This is a genomic window from Alteromonas sp. a30, assembly GCF_026788005.1.
GTDB lineage: Bacteria > Pseudomonadota > Gammaproteobacteria > Enterobacterales > Alteromonadaceae > Paraneptunicella.
Genome location: NZ_JABEPE010000004.1, coordinates 186,490 through 207,114, shown reverse-complemented (window position 1 = coordinate 207,114; position 20,625 = coordinate 186,490). Strand labels below are relative to the sequence as shown.

At 43.5% G+C, this 20,625-nt stretch carries 15 protein-coding genes; 6 read left to right on the top strand and 9 right to left on the bottom strand.

The genetic code is table 11. The features are described 5' to 3' along the window. Together HJG39_RS06180 and HJG39_RS06175 are read right to left on the bottom strand one after the other, a co-directional pair. Positions 1–3,003, bottom strand: coding sequence for an ATP-binding protein (locus HJG39_RS06180; RefSeq protein ID WP_268407885.1), 3,003 nt, complete (start codon positions 3,001–3,003; stop codon positions 1–3). Positions 3,004–3,139: 136 nt separating this feature from the next. Next, positions 3,140–3,763, bottom strand: a complete 624-nt coding sequence (locus HJG39_RS06175) for a hypothetical protein (protein WP_268407884.1) — start codon at positions 3,761–3,763, stop codon at positions 3,140–3,142. A gap of 329 nt (positions 3,764–4,092) precedes the next feature. Here HJG39_RS06175 and HJG39_RS06170 point away from each other — a divergent pair, with 329 nt between their 5' ends. After that, on the top strand, positions 4,093–6,501 hold the full coding sequence (locus tag HJG39_RS06170) for a TonB-dependent receptor plug domain-containing protein (RefSeq protein WP_268407882.1): 2,409 nt from the start codon (positions 4,093–4,095) through the stop codon (positions 6,499–6,501). Between the two features lie 331 nt (positions 6,502–6,832). After that, positions 6,833–8,485, top strand: a complete 1,653-nt coding sequence (locus HJG39_RS06165; protein WP_268407880.1) for a methyl-accepting chemotaxis protein — start codon at positions 6,833–6,835, stop codon at positions 8,483–8,485. A 58-nt stretch (positions 8,486–8,543) separates the two neighbouring features. Here the strand turns inward: HJG39_RS06165 and HJG39_RS06160 are convergent, their stop codons facing one another. From HJG39_RS06160 to ppa, 3 genes are all read right to left on the bottom strand, one after another. Further along, entirely contained in the window at positions 8,544–9,008 is a 465-nt protein-coding gene (locus tag HJG39_RS06160) for a DUF3299 domain-containing protein (RefSeq protein ID WP_268407878.1), read from the bottom strand. Continuing rightward, positions 9,008–10,231: an MFS transporter gene (locus HJG39_RS06155; RefSeq protein WP_268407876.1), complete on the bottom strand. Its 1,224-nt coding sequence runs from the start codon at positions 10,229–10,231 to the stop codon at positions 9,008–9,010. The genes HJG39_RS06160 and HJG39_RS06155 overlap by 1 nt, the downstream gene beginning before the upstream one ends. Positions 10,232–10,380: 149 nt before the next feature. Beyond that, on the bottom strand, positions 10,381–10,929 hold the full coding sequence (gene ppa, locus HJG39_RS06150) for an inorganic diphosphatase (RefSeq protein ID WP_268407874.1): 549 nt from the start codon (positions 10,927–10,929) through the stop codon (positions 10,381–10,383). 310 nt (positions 10,930–11,239) lie between these two features. On the opposite strand from ppa, the gene HJG39_RS06145 reads away from it, so the two are divergent. Further along, positions 11,240–11,788 carry a hypothetical protein gene (locus tag HJG39_RS06145; protein WP_268407872.1) on the top strand — a complete coding sequence of 183 codons (549 nt, stop codon included), beginning with the start codon at positions 11,240–11,242 and terminating at the stop codon, positions 11,786–11,788. A 76-nt stretch (positions 11,789–11,864) separates the two neighbouring features. Here HJG39_RS06145 and HJG39_RS06140 read toward each other — a convergent pair whose 3' ends face one another. The 4 genes from HJG39_RS06140 to HJG39_RS06125 all read right to left on the bottom strand — a co-directional run bounded on the left by HJG39_RS06140 (position 11,865) and on the right by HJG39_RS06125 (position 15,659). After that, positions 11,865–12,752 carry a DMT family transporter gene (locus HJG39_RS06140; RefSeq protein WP_268407870.1) on the bottom strand — a complete coding sequence of 296 codons (888 nt, stop codon included), beginning with the start codon at positions 12,750–12,752 and terminating at the stop codon, positions 11,865–11,867. A 38-nt stretch (positions 12,753–12,790) separates the two neighbouring features. After that, positions 12,791–13,678, bottom strand: coding sequence for a DMT family transporter (locus HJG39_RS06135; protein WP_268407868.1), 888 nt, complete (start codon positions 13,676–13,678; stop codon positions 12,791–12,793). A gap of 122 nt (positions 13,679–13,800) precedes the next feature. Continuing rightward, entirely contained in the window at positions 13,801–14,292 is a 492-nt protein-coding gene (locus tag HJG39_RS06130) for a methylated-DNA--[protein]-cysteine S-methyltransferase (protein ID WP_268407866.1), read from the bottom strand. Then, positions 14,289–15,659: a DNA-3-methyladenine glycosylase 2 family protein gene (locus HJG39_RS06125; protein WP_268407864.1), complete on the bottom strand. Its 1,371-nt coding sequence runs from the start codon at positions 15,657–15,659 to the stop codon at positions 14,289–14,291. The genes HJG39_RS06130 and HJG39_RS06125 overlap by 4 nt, the downstream gene beginning before the upstream one ends. Before the next feature lie 291 nt (positions 15,660–15,950). Here HJG39_RS06125 and HJG39_RS06120 point away from each other — a divergent pair, with 291 nt between their 5' ends. The 3 genes from HJG39_RS06120 (at position 15,951) to HJG39_RS06110 (ending at position 20,584) form a co-directional block, all read left to right on the top strand. Next, positions 15,951–17,123, top strand: coding sequence for a serine hydrolase domain-containing protein (locus HJG39_RS06120; RefSeq protein ID WP_268407862.1), 1,173 nt, complete (start codon positions 15,951–15,953; stop codon positions 17,121–17,123). 111 nt (positions 17,124–17,234) lie between these two features. Then, entirely contained in the window at positions 17,235–18,578 is a 1,344-nt protein-coding gene (locus HJG39_RS06115) for an MFS transporter (RefSeq protein WP_268407860.1), read from the top strand. Between the two features lie 347 nt (positions 18,579–18,925). Continuing rightward, the gene (locus HJG39_RS06110; RefSeq protein ID WP_268407858.1) at positions 18,926–20,584 is read left to right on the top strand and encodes a golvesin C-terminal-like domain-containing protein; all 1,659 of its coding nucleotides are present in this window, start codon (positions 18,926–18,928) and stop codon (positions 20,582–20,584) included. Positions 20,585–20,625: the final 41 nt, after the last annotated feature.

Below are 20,625 nucleotides of genomic sequence, written 5' to 3'. Positions count from 1 at the left end.
TTAAGGTGAGCCATCTTGATGAGCCTGCTTCTGGTAATCGCTCGGTGTGCAGCCAAGCCATTGTTTGAAGCATCGCGCAAAGTATGCGGGATCAGAAAATCCAACAGCATCAGATACTTGCCCTACATTAAACCCTTGATGCAGCAAAGAGCGAGATTGAATGAGGCGGTACTCGCGAATATATTCACCGGGTGTCATACCTAAAGAGGCTTTTAATCGTCTTTGTAATTGTCGCTCCGACATGGCCATCCCCGAAGCCAACAAACTCAAACCAAATTCGCAGTCTGAGTAATGTTGATGAGCAACGGTTTGTAATTTGCTTAAGAAGTCTTGATGTGGATTAACGTCTGATTGAGGCAAGGCATCAGGCAACGCATCGGTTTTGGCCTTAGCAAGCACATTTTGATTCAATTGCTGGCGTAGTAAAATTTGAATTTTTTCTCGAATGCTTAATAGGTTTTGAAGGCGCAGTTGCAGCTCTTTGTAATGAAACGGTTTGGTGAGGTAATCGTCTGCGCGATTCTCCAAACCGGCGAGTTTGCTCTCAATATCTGATTTTGCCGTTAGCATTAAAATAGGAATATGTTGCGTATGTGGATTTTGTTTAATGCGTTCAACCACCTGATAACCAGAAATATCTGGCAGCATCAAATCACAAATAATCAAATCTGGAATGGCTTCTTCGGCATAATGGCAACCCGCTTCACCCGTGCCAATGACTTCAAGCTGATAATGTTCGCTGAGCAAATGGCGCAAGTAATCTTGCATATCAAGGTTATCTTCAACGATCAGCAAACGGTTATCTTGCGTGATTACCGAGGTGTTAGTAAGTTCGGCTTTAGGCTTATTCTCAGCCGCTTGGCGTGATGTAGCGTGGTGTGATGCATCAAACGATACCGCTTTTACCTTTACCTCTGCATTGTCAGGTTCAGCGGTTACGGGGAGAGTCAAAGTGAAGCAACTTCCTTGGTGAACTTCCGACTGGACTTGAATGCGCCATTGATGCAGTTGCACAAGTTCGCTGATTAGTGCAAGCCCAATGCCCATGCCAAAAGTAGAAGAATGCTTACTGATGTCAGCGCGCTGAAAGCGTTCAAATAAGCGAGTTTGTTCCTCTTGTGTCATGCCGCAGCCAGTGTCGGTTATTTCGATCTGTATTTTGTCCGTGCTTAACGTGGTTACAAGCCGAATTTCACCTCCTTCCGGCGTGTATTTATAGGCGTTGCTGAGGAGATTAAATAGAATTTGCTGGAGTGAGTCCTCATGTGCTTCCACCCAACATTTCTCTATTAATTGATATTGAAAATCAATGCGTTTTTGTTGGCACAAATGCAAAAATTGTAAACAGCACTGTTTGATGATTTCAGAAGCGGGTTGCACAGTTTTAACCAGTTTGGGAGCGCTGGTAATTTTGGATAAATTCAGCAGTTGCTCAACCATTTTTAGAATGTGATAAACATTGCTTTTTGCCACTGCAAAACGGTGTTTCAACGCACTTTCTTGAATTTTATCTTCCCCTTCCTCTATTGCGCCTTGAATGAGTGTCAGCGGGGTTCTGAACTCATGGGTAATATTGGCAAGGAATTTGTCTTTTATACTCAAAGCTTGTGCTTCCGCTTCATGCAGCTTGGTGATGTCTATCAAGCATACGGAATATTGGTTTTCAAGGACCTCTGCAAAGCGAATATAGCAATAAAGAATGCGTCCAGAGCGATGTTGTAAGCGTACTTCTCGAGTATGAGATGTAACCAGCTTGGACTCAGAAAAAGTTCCTTCGGCAAACCGAAAAATGCTTTCTAAAGGCTCATCGTTGGACAACAACGCGTTGAAGAATACACCGGTTAACTCGGAAGATTGATAACCGGTAAGGGGGGTGACTGCATCGTTAGCGGCTTCAATCTTGCCTTTGTTATCCAAGATTAAACAAGCAAAGGGAACGCCATTGAGCGATATCTGGCTTGAGCGTGAGTTGGCAACCTCAAGTTTAGGGGCTTGCGAGGAGGGCGCGTGTTTGTCGTTTTCGTTATGGTTTCTAGGGGAACTGAATGAGCCCTGTTGTTTATCAAGGAGATAAATAATTAGGCAATAAAAAGTGATCCACATAACCAATATTATTTCCCTAATTTCGCGAAGCTCTTCCTCGAAAGCGCCGGCAAAATAACCTGCAAAATGTATCAAAGGGAGAAGCGGCAGCATCATTAATTCCGGCTGAGGTAGCCAGCTAGGTGGATTTTGCGGTTTAAGCTTCGTGAGTGAAGGTGCTTGCTTAAGAGCATAAGCGAGAAAAAAGTAAGGGCTGAACCAAAGCAGCGAGACCCAATGTTGCCCTTGGGGAGGTAACACCTGAGAACGAGACATGAGTTCCAAAAAGTCCAGAATAAAAAAACAGACAAAGGAAAAGCTTAAGAATAAGAAGCGACGATTCCAGTCCTGACGCTCAGACGCTTTTGATTGCGAGTAAAAAGCCAGCACTAAGTAAGCATCCATCAACATAAAGAACAAAAAAGACGAAAAATGCTGGGTAAACTCATGGCTTTGGCTTTGACTGGGAATAATCACCAAATACACAAACATCATGCCCATAAACACAAGTGCGCCATATTGACGGATGGATGCTCTGAGCGAAAGCTGTTTGTTATCCTGATGATGTGCCGAATTATATAGCAACAGTGAAAACACCATCACGAGGAAATAAGCAAAGTAACCGTAGTCGGCAAACAAATAGATGTTTTCAGCAACATCAAGCTGGTGGGCTATCAACAAACCGATTTTGGTAAATAACCAACAAGCAAGCGCTACGTTGATACAAAACCAGAAAAAACGGATCGGAAGCATCTCTGACTTTCGGGGAACAAATGCCAAAGTAACAAGCAGCACCAACGTGCAAGCAATATGAAATGCCTGATTAAGCGCAGCCTGACTCATATCAAGCTGCGTGGCGAAATCAAAAATAAGAAAGACTATAACAGTGGTCGTTAGTCCGACCAATGTAAACAGCGTCAAGGAGCCGCCTGATTGGTTAATTTCGCTTTAAGGGAAGTCAATATCATAGCGTTAATAGTGAGTACCTTTGCTAACAAAATCAAGCGCCGCGACCCTAGAGCAACGCATCCTTTATGATGAATAATCAATGCTTAAATCAATAGCCCCAAGGCGTTGGCGGCAATGCGATAGGTTTAGTTAAATCAAACTCGACACTAAACTCTCGGCCTTCGCGTGTTAGTCGATAGGTGAACTTTTCAGGATAAATATACATGTGCCATGTATTGCCAATGGATTGTGGTAAACCTAAATTCGCGAATAATTCTTGGGTAAATGCATCTGCCGGAAAGGATTGAATTTGTGGCCAGCCTGCGTTTATGGTGTGGCCGCCATATTGGGTTAGGTTATCTTCTTTGCCAGAAGGTTTACGATGGTCGTGTTTTAAACTTAATCCTGAGCCTGTATGCGTAAGGATCCAAGTGCGAGAATGGTCGTTACCAACGTGAAACGGTATATAAACCCGGTTTTCTTCACACTTCATCACATGCATCACCAATGATTTGTTGGTAAATGCTGCGCTAGGTTGATTATCGACTTTTACTTTTCCTGCGTAAGCCTTACCGCAATGTTCTTTGATGGCATCCGTGAATTGCACTTGTGCTGTTACCTTTGGCACTGCTGGTTTAGGTCGTTCATTGTCAGCGCTGGATGAGGCCGAAAAACTAAGCGTACTAATGAAGAGAGAGAGCAAAACCCAAGGGTGTTTAAGATTGGTGTTCATTTCTTTTAACCTGTTGTTTTTATTGAGTGTTATAGGTATTTAGTGCATATGTAACGGTGAAGATTCCAATAGTCTGACATCATATAAGAAGCCTTATGCTTCAACCTACTGATGTCGCCTTATAACTTTTTCACCTGAGTAGTAAAAATAGCCGCTAACGTGTTGCTACCATAGCCAATTTCATCCTGTTATCTTTGCGCCTAAATAGTTGACCATTTTGGCATTATACTATGCCAGCGTGGTTTGTTTTACTTTCCGGTTCTTCCTGAGTCTTTGTCCGTTCTGAAAAGCGTTTTAGAGCCATTTTATCGAGAACTAAAAGCACACCTATGAAAAATAAAATCACAATTATGATGCTCGCGGCATTTGGTGCAACACCCATGACTTACGCGCAGTCTACCAGCTCGTCGCAGGCCGACAGTGTTGAAAAAATCGCAGTTGTTGGTATGCGCACACCGTTGCGTTCTATTGGGGATTCGCCCGTTCCCGTCGACCTTATTTCCGCTGAAGAACTTTCCAATACAGGCTTTACTGAATTAAACCAAATGGTGGCATCGTTAGTGCCGTCTTATAATTTCCCTCGACCTTCTGTTACTGATGGTACAGACCATGTGCGCCCAGCAACATTACGCGGGATGAGCCCTGATCAGGTATTGGTGCTAGTGAATGGTAAACGTCGCCACACATCTGCGGTGGTAAATGTAAACGGTTCCGTTGGACGAGGTTCAAGCGCGGTCGACCTCAACACTATTCCTGCAAATATGATTAAGCGAATTGAGGTGTTACGTGATGGCGCGGCTGCACAATATGGTTCTGATGCTATTGCTGGCGTCATTAACATTGTTTTGCGTGATGATGTGAAAAAAGAAGCCTCATGGAATTATGGGGCTTACGGTGAAGGTGACGGTAACTCTAGCACGATTCAGGGCAACATTGGTTTTGCCAGCGATATTGGTTTCGTGCATTTTGCCGCGCAGCATCGTAACAAAGCGCCCACCAATCGCGCGGGGCTGGATCCGCGTCAACAATACGTAGAAATTGATGGTGAGGCAGATCCAAGAGAAGCCGAATTCGATCGTTTAAACCATCGTTTTGGTGATGCAGATGTTGAATCTGATAGCATCTTTGTTAATTCGGGTTATAACTATACGGACGCGAGCCAATTTTACTTTAACGCTAGCTACGAAGCGCGCGATGGTGAATCGGGGGGATTTTATCGTCGCGCCCAAGATAGCCGAAATGTGCCTGAGATTTACCCCGACGGCTTCCTTCCCCTGATTGTATCGGACGTCACTGACTATGCCACAACATTGGGCTTTAAATACGAGCCGGGTGAAACCACTTACGACTTTAGTGTGACTTACGGCAGCAATGAATTTGAATTCGGCGTTAATAACAGTTTGAACACATCTTTAGGCGCACAAAGCCAAACATCATTTGATGCCGGAACATTAGAATTCGAACAATTCACGGTGAATTTTGATATGACCACCAGCGCTGATATTGGCTTGAATAACCCTCTAAATATGGCGTTTGGGGCAGAATATCGCGATGAAACTTACAAGATTCAAGCTGGGGAAGAAGCGTCTTACATTAATGGCGGTGTAGCGAATCAATTTGGCGGTACTGCTGCCGTTGGCTCTCAAGTATTTCCGGGTTTTCGCCCAAGCGATGCCAGCGACAACTCCCGCGATAGTTATGCAGTTTACGCACAGTTTGATAATTACCTAACGGATGAACTATTGATTTCATCTGCCATTCGTTTTGAGGATTTCAGCGATTTTGGCACTACCCTAAATGGTAAGTTGGCACTGCATTATCAGCTATCGGACAGTGTGTCATTGCGTTCCGCTATTAGTAGTGGTTTCCGTGCGCCGTCACTAGCGCAAATTAATTATGCGACAACAGCAACGGTGTTTATCGACAATATTCCAAACGAAGTGAAGACCTTCAGAGTAAACGATCCTGCCGCTATCGCCCTTGGTGCAGAGCCGCTCGATGCGGAAGAGTCGATTAACTACAGCGCCGGTATTGTGTATGCACCTATTCCTGAACTGGAAATTTCCATCGATTACTACCGCATTGATATTGATGATCGCATTGTGCTCTCCGACAATATTCGTGGCGATGCGGTACAAGCTATTTTAGAAGCAAATGGTAACTTTGGTGTGAATGGTGGGCGTTACTTTACCAACGCCATTGATACGGAAACCACAGGTGTTGACTTTGTTGCTAGTTATTTATGGACATTAAACGATACTTGGAACGCGAATATCACATTAGGCATGAATTTTAACGATGTGGATATTACTCGGATTGCTGAAAATCCACCAGAGTTAGAGCCTCTCGGCCCGAATGCGCGTCGTTTTGGTCGTACAGAACTGGCGTTAATAGAAGAAGCGCAACCGGAGAACAAAGGTAATCTCGGCATTAGTTTGCAAGGCGGCAAATGGGGTGGCTCTTTGATATTCCGTCATCACGGAGAACTAACCACTCGCCACTCAACCGATCCAACTCGCGACCAAACTTATGGTTCAGAAACAGAAGTCGATGTGGAAATTCGGTATGCACTTACTGAGAATTGGCAGTTTGCACTGGGCGCAAATAATTTATTTGATGAAACTCCAGACCGTGTTATCGAACAGAATAACTTTAATGGCATATTTCCTTATAGTTCTGCGTCACCCTATGGCTATAATGGCGTCTATTACTACGGTAAGGTAAAAGCAAGTTTCTAATCTGTCATTTGATGTCAATTCATGATTTATTTGGGAGAATTTCCGCATCATGTGGGTGGGTGAAAAAAAGTAACATTTTCGCTTAATGCTGTTGGCGCGGAAATTTTCTCCGAAAAATTTTGAAATCAGTAATTTGGTTACTTTAAATAATTAATCGCTATTTTTAATCTTATTTTTCTATCCAAGGTAGCTTATTTTCTCGCATATTCGATTGGGGAATACCTTGCTTCTTCCAGGCATTAAGTAAAGAAAAAATGCAGTTTGACTTTGCGCTTTTCTAGCAATAAGTTAGCTAAAAAACTAATAAAAACTGGACTATTTGGGGAACACGATGCTACTTCATATTGAAAGTATGCCTGTACAAAGACGCTTGACTATAGGTTTTGGTTTTATCCTTTTTTTAATGGTGGTTTTGACCGTTCTTGGCATTAATAAGGTTAACTTTATTAATGAAACATTAACGGAAATAACCGACATTAATTCAGTGAAGCAGCGCCATGCTATTAATTTTAGAGGAAGTGTTCACGATAGAGCTATTGCAATAAGAGATGTTGTCTTGGCAGATAATAGTCGCGCGCTTGATAACTTTGTTGATGAAATTGAAGCATTAGATCAATTCTACAAAGAATCAGAAGTAAATATTAATAAAATGATTTCAAGTGGGTTTAGTTTTACCTCCAAAGAGCTAAAAATACTTGACAGAATAGACGCCATTCAAAAAGAAACTTTGCCTCTTATCCAGCAAATCATCCAGCTTTCCAGAAATAAACAGCCACAACAAGCACAAGCTTTATTAATGAGCAAAGCACGACCTGCATTTATTAATTGGCTTGCCGCTATTAATGAGTTTATTGATTACCAAGAAACCGTCAATAAAGAAGCCACGCCGAAGGCGCGAGAGGTGGCAGATGGGTTTCAGTCGTTGATGATGATCCTCAGTGCGATTGCGATTGTTATCGGCATTATTGTTGCTAAAGTGATCGAGAAAAGCATCATTTGGTCGTTGGGTGGAGAGCCCTATGAAGCCGCAGATTCATTGTCAGAAATGGCAAATGGAAACCTCACGGTGAAGATTCAATCTTCTACCAAAGACAGCTTGCTTTCCTCCTTGGCAACGATGCGCGACAAACTTGGTAGTATCGTTAGAGATATTGTGAATGCGTCTGATGAGCTTTCGGAGCAAACGGACAAGGTTGTTACTGGCTCTTCTCAGGTTTTCAATGCTGCTAAGAAACAAGCAAACTTAACGGAATCGGCAACTAAACGGCTAGCTACGATTCGAGAAGGTTTGGGACAGGTGTCTGAGGTTGCCCAGCAAACGGAGGATAACTCATCTTCCACCACGGATTACACTTTAGAAAGTAAAAACTCTATTGAGCTGAGCGCGCAGGAAATTGAGCGCATTTCACAAACGGTAGAACACACCGTGAACCAAATTCGCAAACTGTCGGATACATCGAGCAAAATCGGTAGCATAACGAATGTTATCAGCGATATTTCCGAACAGACCAACTTGTTAGCACTAAACGCGGCAATTGAGGCGGCAAGAGCGGGGGAGTCCGGGCGTGGCTTCGCAGTGGTTGCCGACGAAGTACGTGAATTAGCGAAGCGTACAGGCGATGCCACTAGCCAAATCGAAAAAATGATTATGGAAGTGCAAAAAGAAACAGCGGCATCGGTAAGCGCAATGGAAAAAACCCAACCACTGGTTGAAAATGGGCGTGTATTGACAAGTAAAACCAATGACTTGTTAGAAAGCATAGAGCAACAAGCGTCGAATTCATTACGCAACGCGAAGCTAGTCACCTCGTCTATGGCAGAACAGATTAGGTCTTTAGAGGATATTAGCCAAGTGATGGAAGACATTAATCAAATGTCTCAGGACTCCATTTCGTCATTACAGAAAAACAACGAAGCAACGAAATCACTTAGTTCTTTGTCAACAAAGTTGCGTGAGGATGTGGCTTACTTTTCAATTAAATAAACGAAATAAGCCACAACTTTAGGTCTGAAAATAAATAGTTAGATAAAGGCGTTACTCGTTATTCGAATGGTGTAACGCCAATTCCCTTCATGCTGTAGCCCACTGTGGCAATGTCTCCTTGCCAACCTTCCGTTGATAGTGTTCCGTGAACCCAGACGGCATCATATAAGCTATCTACAGGCACACCTTTTTCAAATTTCACGTAAACAATTTGGTTTGAAGGTGGTGGTGGAACGTGAATACAAGCTCCGAAATAAGGTACCAGTAAAAATTCAGTAAGAGTTTGATCATCGCCTTCCAGTGGTACAACAAACCCCGGAATTTTGACTTCTTTACCATTCAGCTCAGGAAGTGTTGGTGCATTCGGGCTTTGCTGAGCCATAGATTTATTGTGATCGAGCTGCGGAGCATCAGGAATAACGTAATCCTTTGGTGCCAAATCCTCCCAATACAATTCCGTAGGCTTAGCCCAAGAAAAGGAACTGACTAGAATGATGCTAAAGAATAAGACTAAGTACCGCATTAATGGCTCTCCGGTTGGGGTTTAGGGGGGGCGATGTTTGCCCAGCCCATCGGGTTTTTGACGACTTCGTTGCCTTCATCCGGTGATAAAGGAATATTCATTGATAAAATTAACGAACAAACAGCAAAGCCGGCTCCAAAATAAAATACGGCACTTGGTGAGGTTAACCAGACAATGCCTAATAGAGCAGGAATGACGACCGCTGCTATATGATTAATCGTGAAACTAACACCGGCCGTTGAGGCAATATCTTTATGGTCGGCGATTTTCTGGAAATAGGTTTTAATGGCAATCGCCATAGCAAAGAACAGATGGTCGATAACGTACAATGTGCCTGCAATGTAGCTATTTTCTACTAGGCCGTAACAGATAAAAAGAATAATGAGCCCAATATATTCACACATCAAAGCGTTGCGTTCGCCTACCTTGTGGATCCACTTGCCGATTTTGGCTGCAAAAAACAAGTTAAAGACATAGTTGATCATAAACAGCAAACTGATGTCTCCAACGGAATATTCGAACTTTTCAACCATCATAAAGGCGGCAAATACCACAAAAATCTGACGGCGTGCACCGCTAAAGAAAACCAACGCGTAGTACAGCCAATAGCGTTTGCGTAGCACCATATGTTTGTGTTGCTGAGAAACCTGTTTAAACTGTGGGAAACTTACCCATAGCGCCACAATAATAATAAAGCCAATCCCACCTGCGAGCATGTAGGTCGTGCTATAACTCATGCCTAGCCATTCCATGAGTACCCAAATAGATGCATAGGCAAATAGCGACGCGAATGATTTTACGGCAAGCTGTGTTCCCATAAAATGCGCGCTTTTATCCTTGGGGAGCCATTGTAGGGTTAACGATTGGTTGATGGTTTCGTAATAATGAAAACCGACCGACATTAAAACCGTGGTGGCGTATAAACCAATTTCAAAAGGAAATAAGCCAGTGATGGCTACACCAATGGACAAAACGGCAAGAGACAAGAGTGCGAATGTTTGCTCTTTTATCGCTAATAAAACGAAAACGGCGGTAAACGCCAAAAAGCCGGGAACCTCTCTAAGGCTCTGTAAAATCCCAATTTCTGCACCTGTAAAGTTGGCTTTTTCCACAACAAAGTTGTTTAGTAACGCGTGCCAAACTGAATGCGTAAGCGGCATGACAAACGCCATGGCGAGCAGTAAAAACTGCGGGTTATTTCGTATGGATGCGAGGCGACTCATTAACGGCTCCCACCTTGAACAGAAGGAAAATAAGACGTTTACTTTATCATAGATTCAGTCAGGAGTGCCGAGGGAAGCAAAGAAAAAGCATCCCAAAATGAGATGCTTTTTGTAACAACAAACTGCTAAAAGCGTTTGTTTGAATAGAATTAGAATGCAGGCTTGTCTTCAGTTGAGTTGTAACGCTCAACACTGTCAGAGATTTCCTTCTTCGCTGCTTCAACACCTTCCCAACCTTCGATTTTAACCCATTTGTTTGGTTCAAGATCTTTATAGTGGGCAAAGAAGTGTTCAATTTGCTTTAACGTAGACTCTGGCACGTCGGAAAGCTCTTTTACATTACGGTATAAAACAGACAATTTATCAACGGGAACGGCAAGGACTTTTGCGTCGTTACCTGACTCGTCAGTCATGTTGAGTACGCCGATTGGACGACAAGCAATCACACAGCCCGGTAAAAGAGGGAAAGGTGTAATAACCAGTACATCAGCAGGGTCGCCATCACCAGAAAGTGTGTGAGGAACATAGCCGTAGTTAACAGGGTAGTGCATTGGTGTACCCATGAAGCGGTCAACAAAGATTGCACCTGAATCTTTATCAACTTCATATTTGATTGGGTCTGAATGCGCTGGAATTTCAATGATAACGTTAACTTCATCAGGCAAGTGTTTGCCAGCTGGCACATCGTTTAAGCTCATGTGAATACCTTAGTTACTGTAATTGGAATTAGAAATGAGTTCGCAAAATTGCCCAATTATAAAGGGGGAATGCGGCATTGATAAAGCGCTTTGTTGGTTATGTTTTTGACAACAGCGCTTTGCTTCGATTTCCTGTTTTAAATCAGGGCGTTTTTAACCCACAGCATTGCAAGAAAACCGGAAAGTGTTTGCAGGGTAAAACGTTATGATTCAAGGATGAGTTGTTCCATTACCTTCGGCTTTATAATATGCGGCTAGAGCCAAGGTGGAGTGAGGCTCTTGTTATGACATTCATTTTTTGGAGAAAAATATGTTTAAGCGTACCTTATTGGTAGCAATGGTTACTGCGTTTTCATTGGTTGCAACTGCTCAACAATCCGAGATTGATCTAGCAGCAGAAAATGGCATTGAATGTTATCCGTTAGCTCACGGTGTAAATGGGCTGGGTTCCAAACGAGAAATGGTGATCCCGCCTTTCACAACAGTAACGACCACATTTTTTGATTTAAGAGTGTTGAACATAGGTTCCGACATGGTAAATGTGCGATTAAAGCTTTTTGATGAGAATGGTATTCAAGTTGATTCAGAGACGGGTATGAGCTTCAATGCTAAGTTTTCAGCATCGAATAACCCTCTTCGTAAGAGTGATGGCACTGGTGCCGCTGTATTAAATTCTTTCGAAATTGGTCGTTTCAGATTTGATAATAATAGTACAAGCTACTATTCAGGGCTTATTTCATGGCAGGCTGACAGGTGCGTAACCGAACCAACCCTGTCTGTTGAAGCGTCTTTTGTTCTTTATTCCAATGGCTCTTATGGAACACGAAACCTAATGGTTAACGGTGGAAAACCGTTCTAATATATCTCGATAACGCCCGCTCATTGTGAATAACGCAGTGAGCGGGTTATTCTACGCTGCTTCGCAAGCCTTCTTTTTACGCCAGCGCTTTTTTCCGCCCAAACTGCAAATATCCGGTAGTGAAGGCCACGCCAATCAAAATAATCGCGCCACCAATAGCTGTGCGAAGTGCCAGTGTTTCACCCAAAAATATTCCGCCCCATAAAATCGCAAACAGCGGAATGAGGTACATATTGGTCATGGTGCGGGCAATGCCTTGCTCGGCAATGAGTTTGTAATAAAGATAAAAAGCGTAGCCCGAGCAGCCAATACCAAGTGCGGCTGTACTGGATATCGCTTCGATGCTTGGCATTTTTTGTGGCCAAGAAATGAGAGCGAAAGGTAATAGAATAATCGCGGAATAAAATTGGCTGCCAGCAGCAACCGTCATTGGTTTTAAACCGGCTGCTTTGGCTTTGCTAACACAAGCCGCTAAACCGTAATTGGCGCAAGCAAACAGGCCAAGCAAGGCTGGAAATAACGCAATACTCACAGTGTCGTTGGGTGAGATAAGTAAAATCGTGACGCCAGAAAAGCCTAAACACATGCCAAAAATAGCACTTTTACTTAGCTTATCTTTGAGCCAAATGAAAGCGATGAGTGAACTAAACATCGGCGCAGTCGCATTAATCACGCCCATCGGACCTGACTCCATAAACAAGCTTACATAGCCCCACAAACTAAAAGGAAGCGCAGTATTGGTTACGGCTAGCAAGGTAAGCGGCCACCAGTGTGTAAGAGTGTGTCTGATTTCTTGTTTATAAGACAAATAAACAATTGCGCCCAAGATAAAAGTGGCAATGACGCATCGAATAAAGGTGAGGGCCGCTGGGGCAATTTCTGGTGATGCAATACGCATAAACATAAAGGATGCTCCCCACACTGCGGATAACAACAACAGTTCAACAACCCATTTTAATTGCATACTTCGCCTTCCTAAAGTTTTATATCTTAATTAATGGGTTAGGCTCGTTTAGCTCGACGACGAAAAGAAAAATATCCTGTGGTAAATGCCACGCCTAACAAAATACAAGCACCTCCGAGTAACGTTCGTGCTTCAATCGGCTCTCCTAAAAACAATGCTCCCCACAACATGGCGAATAGCGGGATGAGATAAGTTACCGATAAGGTTTTACTAATACCTTGTTCTGCGATCATTTGGAAGTATTTGTATAGGGCATAACCGGTACAAACGATGCCCAATACACTGGCACTGATTAATGCATCAAACCCGGGAACTGTTTCGGGCATGAAATAAATAGCAATGGGGGCAATAAATAACGTTGAATAAAGCTGACTACCTGTTGCTACTGTCATCGCGGATAGTCCCGCTGCTTTTGCTCGTGTGATGTTTGCGGATAAGCCATAGCAAGCGCTCGCGAGCAACCCTAAACATATGGCAAGAGTATCGAGTTGAATGCCTTCCTGTGGCACTAACATCATCACACAGACACCAATAAAGCCTAGGATTAAGCCAATGATAGTGTTGCTATGAAAAGGCTCTTTTAACCACATATAGGCAACAAAGGTACCAAATAGCGGAGTCGCGGCATTGAGTACCGCCATGGTCCCTGATGCTAAAAATTGGCTAACGAATCCCCATAGGGAGAAAGGAATAGCCGTCCCGCATAGCGCGATGAGCGAAAGTGTGCCCCAGTAACGAAAGATTTTGCGAATATTGGCTTTGTTTGTGGCATATAAAATAATGCCGAGGAAAAGGGCTGCAATGGCAGTTCGAAAGAAGGTGACTCCAAACACACCCATCTCTGGAATCGAAATTCGGATAAAAATAAACGAGGCGCCCCAGATCGCGGCGAGGAAAAAGAGCTCGGCGAGCCATTTAACTTGCATTAGATTACTCACAAAAAAGTGACAACAGTGTTTTACGTATTCAGATATTGCGTTCGCTGAATTAAGCAACAGGCATTTAAGACTAGGAGCTTAATGCACAGATACTAAAAGCCAAAACAATATCAGTCGAAAAGGTCTTTTATTCGGCTCTCCAGCGCTAACAATTTGGATTTCCTATCGAGTCCACCAGCATACCCTGTTAACCCGCCGTTTTTGCCAATCACACGATGACAAGGAATGACAATCGAAATGGGGTTTTTTCCATTCGCTTGGCCGACCGCTTGACTGCCCTTGGGTTTGTTAATTTGGGAGGCGATATCTTGGTAACTGGTCGTTTCGCCATAAGGAATCGTAGTGAGCGCAGTCCAAACTTGTTGCTGGAATGCTGTGCCTTTGGGAGCTAAAGGTAAATCGAACTCGGTTCGTTCGCCTGCAAAATATTCCAGCAGTTGTTGTTTCGCGTCGTCGATAACCGAAATACGTGGCTCGGCTTCAGGTGTCCAGTCTTGTGGTGGCGCAAAATGGTCGATTCGCGTAATAGCATGGTTCGTCGCAACAATGTGAAACCAGCCAATACGTGTATCAAGGTAAGCGTTGTGTTCGAGTTGTGTCATGCCATGCTCCACAATTGAAACGTAAGGTAACTGCGCCACGGAATGACGTGTTCGTCGTTTATAGGGTGCTTCTCACGTTGTTTTTTGACAATCAAGTCTGTACTTAGCCAAATATCTGGGTCGGACAAGCCTCTCATCTTGGCGTAGGCCACTGTCCACGGGCCGATACCTTTTAAGGGAAGCCAATTTTCTGGGTCGCTTTGTCGGCCATTTTCACTTACGTATTGCGCTAAGTTGTGTAAGGTTTGCTTTCTTGCTTGTGGCATTTTTAAGAAACTAAGATCACTGGCAAGAATGTCGCTAGGGCGAGGAAAGTAAAGTTGCCCGTTCACTTCATGAGCGCAGTTTTCAACAAGGTGACATACGTGTTTCGTGGCGGCTTTTATTGACACCTGTTGGCCCATAATGGCGCGAACGCCCGCTTCAAATACATCCCATACACCCGGTAGCCTGAGCCCTTCGACTATCTGGTTTTCGGAGAGCCCCGCACGGATCATGTGGTTTGCGATCAACTGACTATCGGTATCGGTGTCCAACATTCGTTTAATATTACGCAACACAGCACCCAACGAACTGGGGGTGTCGAGTTGGATATTCACGTTGAACGATTGGCTTGTAGCTTGGTATTCGGCGAAGAAAAAACCCCGGCAATCAACGTTGTTTTCACTCAGTTCGAAGTGGCGGCTGTAGTACGACTCGGTGACTTCTTCTACACCTGAGATGGCGCGTAATGCCAGAAAATCTCTTACTTGAGGCCAGTTGTAAGGGGCTCTGCATGGTATCGTAATTTGATGAAACTCGTGTTGGGTATGTTGCATTTTCCGTACTTCGCTGGGCGTAAGCCTAAAGTGATTTTGCATATTGTCTTGTAACCGTCGAGCACTATTAAAGCCACAACTATGGGCGATATCCTCAATACTCAATTGAGTTTCGTGCAGTAGTCGCTTCGCAAATAAAAGTTGCTCGGTAAGTTGAAAGTGTTTGGGGCTTACGCCCAGTCCTAGTTGAAAACGTTTCCTTAAGTACCTATCTGATATGCCGAGCTTTTCACTAATAACAGAGAGTTCCATGTCCGGGTGCTGTTTGAGTAAACGCATGGCGCGATGTAATGTCGTTTCAACACCTTGCCAAGCGCAAGAGCCGGGGGCGCTGTCGGGTCGACAACGCAAACACGGGCGAAATCCTGCCTGTAGTGCTTGTGCTGCTAAATCAAAATAAACCACATTGTCTTCTTTAGGCAGTTTCACTGGGCAAACATTTCGGCAGAAGATGCCCGTGGTTTTTACTGCCACGAAAAAACGACCATCGAAACGAGGGTCTCGGCTTTTTCTGGCACTTTTATATTGTTCGGGAGTGAACTGCAACATGGTTAATATCGAATACGAAAGAGGTGAATATCATGCCATGTAATCTTAATAAAAAGCGATGAAAACGGAACTGATTGTGATAAACAATGTCCATTACAGCGGATCTATTATAATGTTTGCTATAAATGCTGTCTTTTTTAATCCGTTAAAGCATAGAGTTCTGGCTGCATTGGGCGCTTTTACTTGTTTTTGAATTAAGACAAAAGTACATGGGTCATTGCTTAACGCGCGGGCTCATTGGATAATAGTCAACTAATTTTCGTTCTAACACAGTGTCGATAATCCTAATAAATGATGTTTAGATTTTCCCATATTGCCTATTTTCTCATTGTCTTTTGTTGTGCTTTCACACGCGTGGCGCAGGCACAAACTGAGGTATGGTTAGACGCTTTTTTAAATAAAGTGGAGCAACAGGTATCCAAGGCTAAAGTACCCGGATACAGCATGGTGTATGTTGAAGCGGGCGAAGAGCCACGTTATTTCAGCTATGGTTTGACCGAGGCAAAAGGAAAGCCGGTAGACGAGTTTACGCTATTCCGTTTGGCATCGGTTTCTAAAACCTTTACGGGTGGATTAGCCGGCAAGCTGGTTGAGCAAGGCAAGCTGGATTGGCAAACATCAATTTCTCAGTTGGCGCCAGAGTTTGGTTGGGATCAAGCAGGCAAAGCTAATATCACCTTGGAACATGTGCTTTCTCAAAGTAGCGGATTAGTTCCCAATGCCTATGATAATTTAATTGAAGCTAACTATTCGTTTAACCGTATTTTAAATAAACTCGCCGACTTACAGCCTTTATGTCAGCCGGGTGAGTGCTACACCTACCAAAATGCCCTTTTCGGTGTACTTGAGCATCACTTTCGCTTGAACAATGTTTCCTACAGTAAGTTACTAGAAGAGGAGCTATTGAAGCCCTTGAATATGCGCTATACCTCGGTTGGCAAGTCACCGTTGGAATCATCAACCACATGGGCAAAGCCTCATGTTCTTACGCGAAATAAAACGTGGCGAAAAACACGCGTTTCGAACAGTTACTACCGTTTTGCACCCGCTGCTGGCGTGAATACCAATGCCACTGATATGGGAATTTGGCTTAAAGCCATGTTGGGTGAAAGACCGGATGTAATTAGTAGCAAAGTGGTGAATGACATCACAACACCGCGCGTACGTACGACTCGCGAGCTGCGACGCAGAGGGTGGCGAGGCCATATTCAAGATGCACATTACGGTTATGGTTGGCGTGTATACGACTTCGATGGTCACAAGCTAAATTACCATAGCGGTTGGGTGAAAGGGTATCGTGCAGAAGTGGCATTTAGTCCTGAAACGGGCGCAGGCTTTGCTATTTTAATGAATGCAGAGTCAAACATAATCAATCAGATTGGAGCGGAATTCTGGATTTCTTACTTCGATCAGCATCAAGCGTCAAAACTGACCGTTAAAAACGAACGACAGCCTGTAGAATAAAGAGCGCGTTTTGTCGGGATTTATACTACAGGCGCGTTTCTTCATGTGGTAAACTTTTTTACTTTTCCGGTCTTTCATTAATCAAACTAACAGATATAAAAAGATACGCTCGTGAACCAAACTGAATTACGAAGTGCATTATCGCTTGCTAGCATTTACCTCATGAGAATGTTGGGCTTGTTCATGATCATGCCTGTTATTGCCGTTCTTGCTCCCCAATATCCCGATTATTCTCCTTTGCTTGTTGGGCTTGCGATTGGTGGGTACGGGTTAACTCAAGCTGTGATGCAAATTCCAATGGGCATGTGGTCCGACAAAATCGGACGCAAGCCGATTATCGTATTGGGGTTGGCGCTGTTTGCTTTAGGGAGTGTGGTAGCCGCCATAGCAGAAACCATGACATTGGTTGTTATTGGTCGAATTTTGCAAGGAGCAGGCGCGATTGCAGGGGCGGTGATGGCATTAGCAGGGGATGTCAGTCGCGAGAATCAACGAGCGAAAGTGATGGCAATTATTGGCATCGCAATTGGCTTTTCCTTCTATCTTGCCATGATTTTAGGCCCTGTGATTGCAGGGTATTCTGGGTTATCAGGCATTTTCTCGTTAACTGCCATTTTAGCTTTATTAGGGATTCCCTTAGTGTTGTTCGGAGTGCCAAAAGGCCAAACCGAGGCGCCTAAAGGCGATACCTTGCCAGTGCTAAACAACATCAAAAAACTGATTAGTGATACATCACTTTGGCGTTTAAATTTGAGTGTGATGTTACTTCATATGCTCATTACCCTCATATTCGTACAAGTGCCAGTGTTATTTAAAGCGCAGGGCTGGGAATTGAACGAACATTGGTCTCTTTATTTGCCAATCTTACTTGCCTCTATCGTGGGGTTAGTGGTGTTAATGGGATTAAAGAGGCGCGTTGCTGGTGGAGCGTTAGTGCGTGCCAGTATTATTCTAATGGGACTCGCTTGCGCCATTTTGTTTAGTTTACACGCCGATGCAATGTGGCTACTGGGTGGAGTATGGCTCTTCTTCTGTGGCTTTAATTATCTAGAAGCGAACTTTCCTGCGCTGGTATCGAGCATTGCACCCGCTGGGCAAAAAGGCTCAGCCATGGGGATTTATGCGAGCTTTCAATTTTTTGGGGCGTTTTTAGGTGGCGTGGTGTCTGGTGTGGTAACACAATACTTTTCTGCCGAAGCCGTATTTGCCACCGGTGCGGGCATTTGCTTGCTTTGGTTAGGCTTATTAGCTGGCTTTACTGGCATGGAACATTTAAAGCGTTATGCCCTCGCTTACCCTGAAAACAAAACGCCTGCCGATCTTGAACATGCTTTTTCAGATTTACCCGGCGTTAGCGATTTCTCCATCAACGAAAAAGAAAACACCGTGTATCTAAAGGTGGATTCGCAAGTCTTCGATTTACAAAAAGCGCAGCAGTTAGTGGGCACAAACTAACGGATTGCGTCTTTTGTTTTAGGCTAAAAGGTTTGGTTTGATTTTTGCTCGCCTACAGAGAGGTTTATCCGAAAACTCGCTGTGAATATTTCCATGTAAGCTCTCATGTAGATTCTGTTGTCGCTTTCCTGCGGCTGAGGGGGTATGCCCGACTTACAGGTATTTAGTCTTTTCCCTCCTTTCCCTTTTGCTTCTCTCCAATCTTGTTGCTTTAATTTTTAATATATTTTTCTCACTTTTTCTAAATGGAGTCTAAACTAACCATATTGCGGTTGGGTTTTTAATTATGAATGTTGTTTTTGGAGGTCTCTACTGCACAGCTATTGAATAGTCATTTTGGAGATTTTATGAAATTTTTTTTTGCTCAAAGGGCCTGTGTTTTTTCTGGCTTGCTTCTTTGTTCGGTGTTTTCCGTAAATGCTGAAACATTAGTTTTTGATAACGAATCGGTAAGTTTTTCTGTACTTTCCGGTAACTGGAATGAGAGTTCAGTGGTTGCTGGTTACATTGGTAGTGATTATCTCCACGATGGCTCGGTAGAGTCTTTTAGTGAAGTGCAATGGAATTTAGATATTGGTAATGACGCAACATATGAAGTATTTGCTCGTTGGACTACCGATTCTAATAGAGCCAGGAATGTTAGCTATGAGATAGTCGATAAGGATGGCACGCATCTAGTTCAGGTTAACCAACAGTTAAACCATGCGGAGTGGGTTTCGCTTGGTGTTTTTGACCGTCCTTCACAGGTGCGGCTATCAAATCAAAATGCCAATGGTTTTGTTATCGCTGATGCGGTGCGGGTCGTTATGCAAGAAGTGCTTTTAGATTCAGATGGTGATGGGATTGTTGATAAAGATGAAGCGGATTTCTTGAATTCTAACCCAAACGATGCATTTAGTCAGGATCCTTCAGGTCAATTAAGTGATGCTGACTTTGATTCAGATGGAGATGGCTTTGGCAACTTGTATGAAATTGAATCGGGTTCTGATCCTTTAGATGCTAACTCTATCCCTCCCCTTTCTTCTGAAGAAAATACTTTTAGCGGTAATGTAGCAATTAATGGGGCTATTTTACTTACGCCAAAATTAACCCAGCCGTTTTTTTGCAACGACAACAGCCGAGGAAGTATTTACTATGACGATAATTTGAACTCCCCATTGATTTGCGATGGTCAGCAGTGGAGCGAATTTAGAGGTATTCCCGGAGAAAAAGGAGAACAGGGAGAACGGGGGATTCAAGGTATTCCTGGAGAAAAAGGAGAACAGGGAGAACGGGGGATCCAAGGTATTGCTGGAGAACGAGGTATACAAGGAGTGCCGGGAGAAAATGGCGAACAAGGACCACAAGGTATGCCGGGAGTTCCCGGAGAAAAAGGTGAAAAAGGGGACCCTGGGGAAACTGTTATAGTGACCCAAAGCTTAGCAGAAATTCTTCAGAGTAATAACAACGCAAACAATCAGAGGATAACAGGTGTTGCCTTGCCGAGTCAGAACAGAGATGTAGCCAACAAGGAATATGTTGATAAAGAAATTGCCTCTATTTCATCAAGCAATAATGGGGAGGTTCCTCCTTTAATATTTGATGTCTATAACAACGATACGTCAACCTATGCTTGTGTAACGAAAGATATTCAACAGCACTGTGCTGATGTTGATGGCTGTACTATCAGGCTACAGCTTCAACATGAGACTGATTCAAATGATCAGGTTCGTACTATTGAAGAGCACATGTATCTGGAAGGTAATTTATCGAACAATAATAGAGAAGGTACTTATGGTTGGATACGACAAGAGGGCGGCGGTGACTATGCTTTTATTTTGGGAGTCAATGAAAATACGAGATACGAGATATACAAACCATGGAATTGGACATGGGCATTTAACTATGTGCACTCCTTATGTAACAATGGCGTAAATGGCCCCGCATTTATAGGCGCGAACAAATACAAAGTGTCTTTTATGTCACATCCTGAAGTTAAGACTAGAGTTCTCATATACGATAGGTAATTTTTAACCAGTTCAAAAAGAGTTAAATGAGTGTACCGATA

Excerpts from the sequence above, each read along its gene's own strand:
- HJG39_RS06165 (WP_268407880.1), top strand. The coding sequence starts at position 6,833 with ATGCTACTTCATATTGAAAGTATGCCTGTACAAAGACGCTTGACTATA.
- HJG39_RS06110 (WP_268407858.1), top strand. The coding sequence starts at position 18,926 with ATGAAATTTTTTTTTGCTCAAAGGGCCTGTGTTTTTTCTGGCTTGCTT.
- HJG39_RS06145 (WP_268407872.1), top strand. The coding sequence starts at position 11,240 with ATGTTTAAGCGTACCTTATTGGTAGCAATGGTTACTGCGTTTTCATTG.
- HJG39_RS06135 (WP_268407868.1), bottom strand. The coding sequence starts at position 13,678 with ATGCAAGTTAAATGGCTCGCCGAGCTCTTTTTCCTCGCCGCGATCTGG.
- HJG39_RS06160 (WP_268407878.1), bottom strand. The coding sequence starts at position 9,008 with ATGCGGTACTTAGTCTTATTCTTTAGCATCATTCTAGTCAGTTCCTTT.
- HJG39_RS06125 (WP_268407864.1), bottom strand. The coding sequence starts at position 15,659 with ATGTTGCAGTTCACTCCCGAACAATATAAAAGTGCCAGAAAAAGCCGA.
- HJG39_RS06155 (WP_268407876.1), bottom strand. The coding sequence starts at position 10,231 with ATGAGTCGCCTCGCATCCATACGAAATAACCCGCAGTTTTTACTGCTC.
- HJG39_RS06130 (WP_268407866.1), bottom strand. The coding sequence starts at position 14,292 with ATGACACAACTCGAACACAACGCTTACCTTGATACACGTATTGGCTGG.
- HJG39_RS06170 (WP_268407882.1), top strand. The coding sequence starts at position 4,093 with ATGAAAAATAAAATCACAATTATGATGCTCGCGGCATTTGGTGCAACA.
- ppa (WP_268407874.1), bottom strand. The coding sequence starts at position 10,929 with ATGAGCTTAAACGATGTGCCAGCTGGCAAACACTTGCCTGATGAAGTT.
- HJG39_RS06175 (WP_268407884.1), bottom strand. The coding sequence starts at position 3,763 with ATGAACACCAATCTTAAACACCCTTGGGTTTTGCTCTCTCTCTTCATT.
- HJG39_RS06120 (WP_268407862.1), top strand. The coding sequence starts at position 15,951 with ATGATGTTTAGATTTTCCCATATTGCCTATTTTCTCATTGTCTTTTGT.
- HJG39_RS06140 (WP_268407870.1), bottom strand. The coding sequence starts at position 12,752 with ATGCAATTAAAATGGGTTGTTGAACTGTTGTTGTTATCCGCAGTGTGG.